The 10550-nt window shown below is 25.9% G+C and carries 12 protein-coding genes and 1 pseudogene; 2 read left to right on the forward strand and 11 right to left on the reverse strand.

What is annotated here, in order from left to right; all coding sequences use genetic code 11:
- Positions 1-2: 2 nt before the first annotated feature.
- The 4 genes from HX088_RS07365 to HX088_RS07380 form a co-directional block, all read right to left on the reverse strand.
- Positions 3-908: a phospholipase D-like domain-containing protein gene (locus tag HX088_RS07365; RefSeq protein WP_286483796.1), complete on the reverse strand. Its 906-nt coding sequence runs from the start codon at positions 906-908 to the stop codon at positions 3-5.
- 2 nt (positions 909-910) lie between these two features.
- The gene (locus tag HX088_RS07370; protein ID WP_286483797.1) at positions 911-1108 is read right to left on the reverse strand and encodes a helix-turn-helix transcriptional regulator; all 198 of its coding nucleotides are present in this window, start codon (positions 1106-1108) and stop codon (positions 911-913) included.
- 338 nt (positions 1109-1446) lie between these two features.
- Positions 1447-1713 (reverse strand): helix-turn-helix transcriptional regulator, encoded by a 267-nt coding sequence (locus HX088_RS07375; RefSeq protein WP_286483799.1) that lies wholly within the window; start codon positions 1711-1713, stop codon positions 1447-1449.
- A gap of 85 nt (positions 1714-1798) precedes the next feature.
- The gene (locus HX088_RS07380) at positions 1799-2545 is read right to left on the reverse strand and encodes a metallophosphoesterase (RefSeq protein WP_286483801.1); all 747 of its coding nucleotides are present in this window, start codon (positions 2543-2545) and stop codon (positions 1799-1801) included.
- Positions 2546-2790: 245 nt separating this feature from the next.
- Between HX088_RS07380 and HX088_RS07385 the strand changes: the two genes are divergently transcribed.
- Positions 2791-3327 (forward strand): hypothetical protein, encoded by a 537-nt coding sequence (locus HX088_RS07385; protein WP_286483802.1) that lies wholly within the window; start codon positions 2791-2793, stop codon positions 3325-3327.
- A 7-nt stretch (positions 3328-3334) separates the two neighbouring features.
- On the opposite strand, the gene HX088_RS07390 is transcribed toward HX088_RS07385, so the two are convergent.
- The 7 genes and pseudogenes from HX088_RS07390 to HX088_RS13980 form a co-directional block, all read right to left on the reverse strand.
- Positions 3335-3871, reverse strand: a complete 537-nt coding sequence (locus HX088_RS07390; protein WP_286483803.1) for a hypothetical protein — start codon at positions 3869-3871, stop codon at positions 3335-3337.
- A 193-nt stretch (positions 3872-4064) separates the two neighbouring features.
- Complete coding sequence (locus tag HX088_RS07395; protein WP_286483804.1) at positions 4065-4919, reverse strand: DUF8464 domain-containing protein; 855 nt, start codon at positions 4917-4919, stop codon at positions 4065-4067.
- A 220-nt stretch (positions 4920-5139) separates the two neighbouring features.
- Positions 5140-6294, reverse strand: a complete 1155-nt coding sequence (locus HX088_RS07400) for a VapE domain-containing protein (RefSeq protein WP_286483805.1) — start codon at positions 6292-6294, stop codon at positions 5140-5142.
- 125 nt (positions 6295-6419) lie between these two features.
- Complete coding sequence (locus HX088_RS07405) at positions 6420-6698, reverse strand: helix-turn-helix domain-containing protein (protein WP_092908189.1); 279 nt, start codon at positions 6696-6698, stop codon at positions 6420-6422.
- 107 nt (positions 6699-6805) lie between these two features.
- Positions 6806-7927 (reverse strand): hypothetical protein, encoded by a 1122-nt coding sequence (locus HX088_RS07410; protein WP_286483806.1) that lies wholly within the window; start codon positions 7925-7927, stop codon positions 6806-6808.
- Between the two features lie 19 nt (positions 7928-7946).
- A complete protein-coding gene (locus HX088_RS07415; RefSeq protein ID WP_286483807.1) occupies positions 7947-9191 on the reverse strand; it encodes a phage integrase SAM-like domain-containing protein in 1245 nt (414 codons plus the stop codon).
- 446 nt (positions 9192-9637) lie between these two features.
- Positions 9638-10006: pseudogene (locus tag HX088_RS13980) on the reverse strand (transposase family protein); the annotation flags it as partial.
- Positions 10007-10270: 264 nt separating this feature from the next.
- On the opposite strand from HX088_RS13980, the gene HX088_RS07420 reads away from it, so the two are divergent.
- The gene (locus tag HX088_RS07420; RefSeq protein ID WP_286483809.1) at positions 10271-10507 is read left to right on the forward strand and encodes a hypothetical protein; all 237 of its coding nucleotides are present in this window, start codon (positions 10271-10273) and stop codon (positions 10505-10507) included.
- Positions 10508-10550 lie beyond the last annotated feature (43 nt).

Below are 10550 nucleotides of genomic sequence, written 5' to 3' on the forward strand. Positions count from 1 at the left end.
TGTTATACCCATTTTTCTCGATGTATTTTTTTTATAATGCGTGTTGCAATAATTGTTTTTCCTAAACCTACTACATCAGCTAAAATAAATCCATTGTGTTTTAATAATTTATGATAACCTTCTGTTACTGCATCTGCTTGGTATTGTAGATTTGTATATCCTTCTGGAAGAGAAATATTCCCAACTTTATCTCTGATAACAGAATCTCCAAAATACTCAATCAACATTTTTAGGAACATCTCGTAAGGCGTAGAATTTTCTTCCTTTAAATAGGTTTTATCCTTAAGATTTTCTATATCAGCTGGTATTAATTCTGTTGATTGTTCCCATAACTCTTCAAACTCTTCTGTCGCAAATTTCACATCATAATAATCATTTAACTGTACGTTAAATTCATAATTTGATGCATCATAAGTCCCCATACCAGAGTCCGTTAGATTTGAGGAACCAGTAATAACACTTGCTAAAGTGTGTTCGTTGAATGAACTTGGTCTGAAAATATATATTTTGGCATGTAAATTCTTTGAACCATAGGCTCTAAGTTTAACTTTACTTGTAATTATATCCTCTATGAATTGTAGAATACTTTGTTCTGTATTGTAATCGTAAGATGCTTTATTTATATCATTAGCAACAAACTTTAAATACTCTTCTTTAGTCGTTGTAGGATTTTCTAAATATAATTGACCTTTACGCTTAGCATCTGCGATTAAATGATCTGCATCAATACCAACTAATATTCTGATTTCAGGTACATTTTCTAAAAATGGTCTAAGTTTAAAATATCCAGAAGCTCTAAAATAGCCTACTAAAGCATCAAAACAGTGAATATTTTGGTACTCGAAAATACCTTTGAACTTATTGAATAAGCTGTTATTTTCTTTGTTTGTAAAAAATTTCGTGTTCATATTTACTTTGTAGAATTCAAAAGTTCTTTAATATCTATATTTAAAAGCCTTGCTATTTGAGCCATTGTTTCTAATGAAGGTTGTACTTCATTGGTACACCAACGGGAAATTGTACTTTCACTTTTTCCTAACTCATTCGCCAACCATTTATTGGTTTTCTCCTTTTCAGCTAATACAATTTTTAATCTGTTGATTTTCATATCGCAGTATTTAATACGCATTTGATGCTAATTTATTGATTTAAATGAATAATTGAGCAGAAAAATGAAATTAATTATTTTGTCCATTCTGAATAACTACCTTTAAACGAAGATAGAGGGCTTAAAAGGTTAAGAATATCTAATTTTATTTATTCAAAACAGCACTAACAGAAAATCAGTGATTTAAGTGTTAGGGTAGTGGACTATAATCTTAATTATGTTTAGTAGATATTTATGATTAAAGCTTTATAAATGCAGATTCAATCTTATCAATTACTTTCTTTGGAATTTTAAGTTCGTGACATAGCTATCTGAAATAAAATAATTTTTTGTCATAATTAATACTTTGAGTTACTATTATCCAAATCAACAATCTTTGTGGTTATAAATTGATTGAGAGAATTCATTTTATCAAAATAGTGTAGGACTTTTAATAGAGTTTCAAGTGTTGGATTTTCTCCATTTTCAAGATTAACAATTGTGTAACGAGAAAGCCCAAGTTCATTTGCTAATTCTTGTTGCGTTAATTTTTCAGATTTACGCATTATTTTGCACCATTCTCCAATATTATTTTTAACATCTTTAATTGTAATAAAGTCAAACATAAATGTAAGTTATATTACACAAAAGTAACGTAATTACATTAAATGTGTATTATAATAAACAATATTGAAGTGATTCAATCTAATTTTACACTTCAATAATCAACTCTTTTATAAAACCGTTATCTTTCTCATCAATATATCCGTGAGGATTGCAGATTACGTCGGTTTCACCAATATTATATTGACAAGGCGTATGAATATGACCATGAATCCAATACATAGGTTGATGCTCTAAAATAAAATCTTCCAAATTAGATGCATAAGCTGCCGTTACAGAAATATTTTTATACTCTTCAGGTACAGATTTAATACTTGGTGCATGATGTGTAATAACAATATTTTTTAAACCTACGGAATCCTTTAAACTTTGTTCAAGCCATGTAATTGATTTATTATGAATACGATAAATATCAATTGTTCGCATTTTTGAATAAGATGGATCTCGTTTAATGTATTTGTAATCATTCATTTGACTTTGACAAATCATTCCATATTTCATTGGATCTCCAAATATTGAAAAATCAGTCCATAGTGTGCACCCATGAAAACGAATCCCTTCGATATCAATAAAATCATTTTCTAAAACAGTAATAGTTGTATTTAATGCAGCTTCTTTTATTTTTAATAATGTTTTAGGGTAAGATCCTTTATAATATTCATGATTTCCAAGTAAATAGATAATTCTTTTATTTGGAATGTATTTTTTGCACCATTCAACTCCTTTGATACCAAGATGAGTATCACCAGCTAAAATAATTAAATCTGCATTTTCGAAAGAAAGAGAAGTGCTTCCAAATTCTAAATGTAGATCGCTAAGGATTTGAATTTTCATGATTGTATGTGTAATTAATAGGATAAATTTAGTAATCATTTTCTATCTTTACATCATTAAAATAGTAATTACGTACGCGTAAGCTGTCGGAAATTGGTTCAAGAAAACTCGAAATCTTCATAAACCTAAATTCTTCGATGGGCTTACGCTCATGCCATATAGTGGCGTGGGCTGAGTCTTTCTGGGTTTAGGGTATCCGAGTACCTCTTGAACGGATTGTATTTAGTTTCACGCCATCTTTATTTATGGAATATCTACAAAAATTATCTGAACAAGGTAAAAGTCCTTTACAAGTTATTCATCTTATTTTCAATCGTATTTTGTTTGAAGAAAAAGATCAATCTTTAGAAAAACTAAATTATATTAAACTCAATCCTGATTTTGTAAACGAAGTAAAACTGTATCAAAAAACCAATGATATTGGAGTTAATAACCAATATCTACTTGATAAAATCAATGAATTTTTATTAATTGATAACACTTCAATCAAAACAGCAATTATATATTTGATTGTAAAATCTCCTAAATTAATGACGATTACAGAATATTTATTAATTCGTAATTCTCTAAATTTCGATTCGTTGGTTCCTTATACATTTAAAGACTTTGAAAATTTCTTAAATTACAATAAACAAGATTATAGAATTAATATGTTTTTCTACTTTTATTTTCAAGATATTTATGATGTTCTCATAGAAAATGATCATATTTATAAAGAAGAATATGATAAAAAATTAGAATACTTTTTGAATAAATCAGTTGAGTATTCTAATTTTCTTTAACACGATTTTAAAAATTATTTAGTTTTAATTTTAACTGATCCATTAATCGATTGTATTCAACTAAATCAATTTCTACAACATTTTTTTCTCCGTTAAATTTGCTCTTTTTTATTTTATCTAATTCAAATATTTTAGATTTTATATCTTCAAAATTAATATTATTTTGAGGAGTTTCTTTTTGAGGAACAACACTTAAATTTTCTGCAATTTCTATAACTTTATGTGTATTAGAATTAGTTTGATTAATCATCTCAATCATCGTTTTATTAGTGTTAATGTATTGAGTTTTTATTTCAAAAAGTGTAGGATTTAATCGTTTATTTATAAACTCACAATGAATTTTTGATATTGTTCTTTTGAGTTCAAAAATTTGTCTGTGCAAAGAAATATTTGCATCTCTTGGAGAAGTTTCGTTGTCAATAAAAAACTTAAAAATATCTCGAAAAAGATCATCATAAGTTGGATAATCATACAATCTTTTCATCTTAATAGCATGGTCTCTTATTGATTCATCTAATTTAAAAGTAACTAACTTATTTTTCATTTTACTACTTTGTTAACATTGTTAATACTATTGATATTTAATGTGTTGTATTGTAAAGTAGTATTTTAAAGCATATGCAAATACTACTTTTGTTTTATAATTAAATGAAAATTAAGGAAATATGTAATTCAAATCGGTTCTCCCCGATTACTTCTTGCTATTTCCTAATTTTACTAAAAATTCTAATTTTTGGCTATTTTTCAAAAATTATGAATTCATTTAAATCTTTATAGTTTTTATAAAAATATGAATCATCTTTTACTTTAGTTTTTAATTCAGTTTCTAAGAAAATTGTTGCAGATTTTCCAGCATCATCGTGGTCAAAATAAGTCTGAATAGAATCATATTTATTTATCAATTCTATATTTTTTCTAAGCAAAGCAATTGAATTTAAAATCAAGAAATCATAAAGAAATTCGTCTGTTGGAAATAGAAAAAGGTAACTAATAAAATCACTCCAACTTTCAAAAATTTTTAATTGATTTTGATTGTTTTTTATCAATGAAATATCTTTTTTCACTAAACACATTTTGACATATTTATTTCGAATTTCATATCCATTTTCATTGTTCGGAAATGCAATTGCGTAATATGTTTTCTGATTTAGTTTATAATGAATTTCTTTACAATATCGATTAACAATTTCTAAAGGGAGTTTTCTCTCATCTAAATATTGAATTAAAGGAAATGAAGTGATTTTTTTCAATTCTAAGACATTATAATTATTTTTTGGAGGTAAAATATCTTTTGAAACTTTTTGCTGTTGAAAAGAAAAAGAATTTCCGTTGAAGTATTTTAAAACTCCTTTTACATCTGTTTTCAAATAATGAATAAAAAAGTCAACGTTTTTTCCGCCTAATCCGTTTCCGTGATCGAACCAAATATCATATTTATAAATTTTGGAAATATGAAAAGAGGGGATTGATTCGTTTGGTCTAAATGGTGAGATTACCCATATTGACTTATCTGATTTTTTTATTGATTTTAACAAATAATTGTTTGTTAAAATTTGTTCTAAATCAAGTATATTTATGTCGTTTAAGTTCATTTTTTCTAAGTTTAATTTTTAAATTAACCCGTTCTACCCGTTCAAACCTTTCTATTACTAAGTTTATGGCTATTTTTTCTACTAGTTCATACCCGTTCATACTTATCCGTAAAATATATTTTGAATAAGTATGAATAAGTAAAATGATATAACTTACCCATAATAAAATCCTTTAAACAGAGGCTTTGAATAAGTAGAACGGGTTGAACGGGTAGTTTTTTTAATTCTTCATAAATTCATAGTAATATTCTGATAATTTTATTTTGTATTTTTTTGTTCTTTCTTCTCCAATTCTAAGTTGTTTATATCCTATATTGTTTAAAAGTTTTCCAAGTACAACTGGGTGCTTATTTACAAATACTTTTCTTAGTTCAAAAGAAAGTTCAGTAACAGTCAAAAAATCATTTTCATTCTCACTATGATCTACAAAAGATATAATCTCTTCTTCTTCTCGAGAATAAGCTCTGAACTTATTGTTTTTATCGTCATTATAGTTTAATTCATCATTTGTTAGAAAGGGATCAAAATTATTGTCTTTGTAGGCTAAATGATAAGCTTGTGACCAAACCATATTAATGTCAATATTAGAATATGAAAAGTCAATAGAATCAATCTCAAAAACCAACCATCTTACATTACTATTATCTTTTAGTATCCCAATTTGATTGGTAGAGCCTAAAAAAGAAGCAATACGTTCAATTCTTTCCGATTTTCTACCATAAGGTAATCGCTCATTAATGCTATCTTTTGAAATTAGTGATTTGGTAAATTCTATATCTTTGGACATAAAATTTTGCATTTCATCTAAATTAATAATCAGGCATTTGGCTATTTTGATGATAGAGTCTTTATCGTTACTGATGTTCTCTGCTATATAATCTTCCAAAATAGGAGGGCATAAGTATCGAATAAAAGTACTCTTACCAATATTTTGTTTGGGACTGTAAAATATTATTGCGTTTTTGTTAACTATTTTCTTTTCACAAGCACAGAGGATAGTTCGAACAAGAAACTTTCTGAATTGTTGATTAAAAAACTCTTGATGTTCATTTACTACAATTTTTGATACCAAATCTCCAATGTAATCTTTCCCATCCCATATAGGTAAAAGGTTATGGAAGTAGTTCTTGATAGGATTGTATTGATTACTTGTAGCTTTTAAATAGATTAAAAGCTTGTCAAAAGAAACTCGAATATCATTTCTTTCGATTTCAACGTAAAGACGTTCTAGATTTAATTCATTGTAATTATATTCTCCATAAACTGATGATTCATAAAGGAGACTAATGCTATTAAATCTGATATCATATCTAGTACTAAGATATGACTCAAGCTGGTCGAATACAGAACGTAACGACTTTTGGTCTTTTTTCATAAACTAAATGATTTATAATCTGAATTATAAGTTTTTTGCTTATCTTTGACCTAGGATTAAAAAAAGACAAGGCAAAAAACTTTGTTAATGATATTTGAAGTGATTATTGGGGAATAATCACTTTTTTATGCTTTTACTAAATCTTGATTTTGTGAAGCGATTTTGATTAATTGACTTCTTGAATAAATTATATGCCTACCGATCTTATAAAAAGGTAATTTCCCAGCTTTTCTCCAGTTAATGATTGTCTGAACAGTGGTATCAAACATTTCTGCAACTTCCGCTTGTTTCAATCGATCTTCCTTTATAGGAAAACTTGTTTTCTCAATAAATTTTACTGATTCATTTTTTCTTTCAGGAGCAGAATTATTTTCAACTCCTTTGTCTACAAATCTATTACTCATAATAAAAAGGTTTAATTGTTTTTAACTGAGTCAAACTTAGAATGATTTAAGATATAAAAGTTACACCTATATTACACCTAATTGTTAATTAAAAGATAATCAATATGTTAATTGATAGATTTGAAAAGGTGATTTTTATAGTTTTCAATTATTTTATTAGAATTTTTATTCAAAAAAACGTAATTCTTTATTGATTGTTCACTTGTCGAGCTAACATTTAGATATTCAGCTAATAATTTAGGAAGTAATTTAGACAACCCTTCAAGGTACTCGGAGTCCTTTAAAAATGATAAAGCTGCATATAATTTGAATAAATTCTCTTTTTGAGATAAACAGACATTTAAAGTATCTCGACAGTAATTATATTCAACATTAGAATATTTCGTAGGATTTATATTTGTTAGATTATCCAGTATTACTCTAATCATATACCTGTAATCCATATTTTTTATATTTAGATCTTTAAGATATGTTATTAATACTTTGTAAATAAGATGATTATTTACATTTTTCTTTAAATTATTTACAAGTTCTAAAATAATTTTATTATCAATTTTTGATAAAGGGATTGATCTTTCATTATCTAAACTTCCATTTAATAAAACTAAAATTTCATTTTTATGAATTTTTGTATCAATTGATTTTTGATTTATTAATGGAATGTAATCAAGATTTAAGATTCTGAAGAAGTTATTTATTTCGAATGTTAAATTGATATGTGTATGATTATTATTTGATTCTTCTATTGATTTTAGAATATTGTTTTTTAATAATCTAAAGGCTTTTATATGCTCGTAAATAAAAAATGAAAATAGACAGTCTGTTAAACTAAAATGCTCTTTATTTTCAAATTCTAAATCTAGTTTAGCTGTGTTTTGATTAATTTTAAGATCTAAATCTTTTATAAACTTTGATTTCAGATTATTAAACAATGGATTAAGTAAATTTGATTGAATTTCATACTTTAAGGCGATTAAATAGCATATAAAATATCCAGTTTCAAGTAATTTGGAGTATTCAGAAATGTTTGCTGAATATTTTTTTTCAAATAAGTGAATGTTTAGATTTTCAATTATACCTAATTGATTTTTAAGTAATGGAAAATGAATATCTATGTAATCAAATAGTGTAATAATATCATTGTAATTCAGATGTTCATTGATAATGTCTAAGAGATTTTCAATTTCAATATCTCCATTTTTGTTTAAATGAACTAAAACTTGATTCAATGGTGTATTTATCGTTAGTTTATTCACTTTTTTTGTATTTAACTGTATTCCAAATATTCATTTCCTTCTGCTTTTGTACTTCCTCAATTTTTACATAGCGTCTGAAAGATTTTTCATCTTTACTATTTGTGATATTTCTTAAAACACGTTCATTCATTCCTAAGATTAAACCATTTGTAATAAAGGTTTTTCGTGCTACATGGGAAGTGATTAATTGATACTTTTGAAATTTTTTATAAACTCTTTCAGTTCCAATAAAACGCACTAACTTAACTTCATCAAACCATTTTAATTCTTCGCAACAATCTTGAATTTTTTTATTTAATTTCTGTGAGTAAATTTTAGGAATTGGATTGTAAATTGTGTTTTTATATTTCTCTAAAATAGCTTTTGCAAAATCATTTAATGGAATAATATGATCATTAGTTTTGGTTTTTATTAAGGATAAATTAATATGATCGTCGTAAATATTTGCATTATCAAGATTGTAAATATCTGAATGACGTAAACCCGTAAAACAACCAAAACAGAAAAAATCTCTTGCTCTTTCCATAGATTTATTTTCAAATTTATGATTGTACAATTCCATTAATTCATCCATAGACAGATAAATAACTTCTATTTCATCTTCAGTACGTTTAATTCGTTTATATTCAATAGAATTATGATATTGTCGATCAAAACTCCATTGCATAAAAGTTTTTATGATAGAAATTAATTTGCCATAATAGTTATTTAATGTTTCACGTTCATCAAAACAATAAAGCATAAATACTTCCTCAAATTTGGTGTTAATTGTATCAAAACGTAAAGGATATTTTGTAAAAGATTTAAAGTCATTTAAGAAATTTCGGACTGTTTTATATTTTTTAATTGTTCCAGTAGCTTTGGTTAATTTTGAAACATCTATAAACTCTTGAAATGCTTCAAAAAAGTCGATAGAAACTTTGGTGTTATCTTCATTAAATCTTTCATTGAATATCTGTTCTGAAAAATCGATTTCGTTGTATTCAAAAAACTTGAAAATAGATTCAACTTTTTCAATTACAGATTGAATTTCTCTATTAGATGCTTTGTAATATTCAAAGTAGGGGCTTTTCTTTTGATTATTTATTGAGAAATTATCTTTGTTCCAGTCAGTGTCTATGGTTTTAGCATTGATATTTTTACGTATTCTAGACTTTCCATGTGTAACAACTAACCTGATTGGAATTAACCCGTCTTTGTTAATTTTATCTTTCCTTAGCTCAAAATGATAATTCATTATAATAACTTTTAATTAGGGGGTCAGATAGGGGGTGTTTTTGAAATTAAAATGAGTTAAAATTGATTAAAACTAATTTATGTAAAATACTAACTATCTGTTATATAATGTGTAAAAATACATTAAAAGTTAATATAATCAAACAGAACTCCAAGTGGGACCACTGGTGTAAACCTCAATCTCTTTATTAATAAGGGTTTGCGGTTTTTTTATTTAATTTACTCCCCTTATTGATGCCCTAATAACATAATTTAGAATGTTTTAGTATATTTATATTAAAACTAACTAAGTGAGAAATTCCAAAACTCAAAGAGAATTAAATCCAAATATATTAATATTAGATTTTATATTATTCTATTATTTAAGAACAATTTCTTCTAATTATTTTAATTTACCATTTAGAAATATTTTTTCAAATAAAATAAATATCAGTAACTCTTTATGTAATCTTTACAGATTTTTGAAGTATTCTCCTCGAGAGTTTACATACTTCTACGATCATACTGTCAATAATGAAAAACTTCTCAAACTCATTAAAACTTCGGGCAATTTTCATTCGTAGATCATTTATCTTACTGCTCAATCTACGTTTGCGACGATTATAAACACTACGTTCTATTTTGCATTTTATCGCTTGAGGAATTTGTCGAAAAGATGATTTTCGCTGTTAATACCCATAAATTCAGCAGTTAATGCAAGACTTATCAATTCCAAATCCTTCAATTTTGGAGGTCGCCTTTGATAGGCTAGTATTCATTTGATATTTTTCGCAAAACTTCCAAAATTCTTTTGTAATTTGTATTCAAGTTGTTCATTGTAAATGTTTTGCAACTAATTCAATTTACTGATTTTCAATCAAATGAACAACTTTTATCTTTTTAATTTATAATGCACAACGAATTAATTTAGTCAATCAAGACATTAATTTAGTTGAATATTTTAAAGATTTTTCAAAAGATGAAATTCAATCTGAAGAAGAAGCTATTTTTTATAGATTTCAAAAAAATTGTAAAGCATACACTGATATAATAAGAAAATTCTCTGAAAAAAATAACGAAAACTGGATTACTTTAGAAAATTTGCCTAAATCAACAATAAATGACAAAGAGTATAAATTAATAAAATCAGCTTCTGAATTATATTATTTTGATTATGAAGGAAATAAAACAATTGTAAAAATTGAAAATAATAATTGGATTGAATATTTTATTGATGAGTCTTTTTCTAAACTAAAATTACATTGGAAGAATAATTATGATTTTAATCTAGAATTTTTAGAAAGTCTAAGTTCAACAAATAAGTGCAACTCAAATTAAATCATTGGGGGCTAGCCCCCAATGATTAGCCAAGTGCTAAATT

The sequence above is a fragment of the Empedobacter sp. 225-1 genome, from assembly GCF_030328185.1.
Lineage (GTDB): Bacteria > Bacteroidota > Bacteroidia > Flavobacteriales > Weeksellaceae > Empedobacter > Empedobacter stercoris.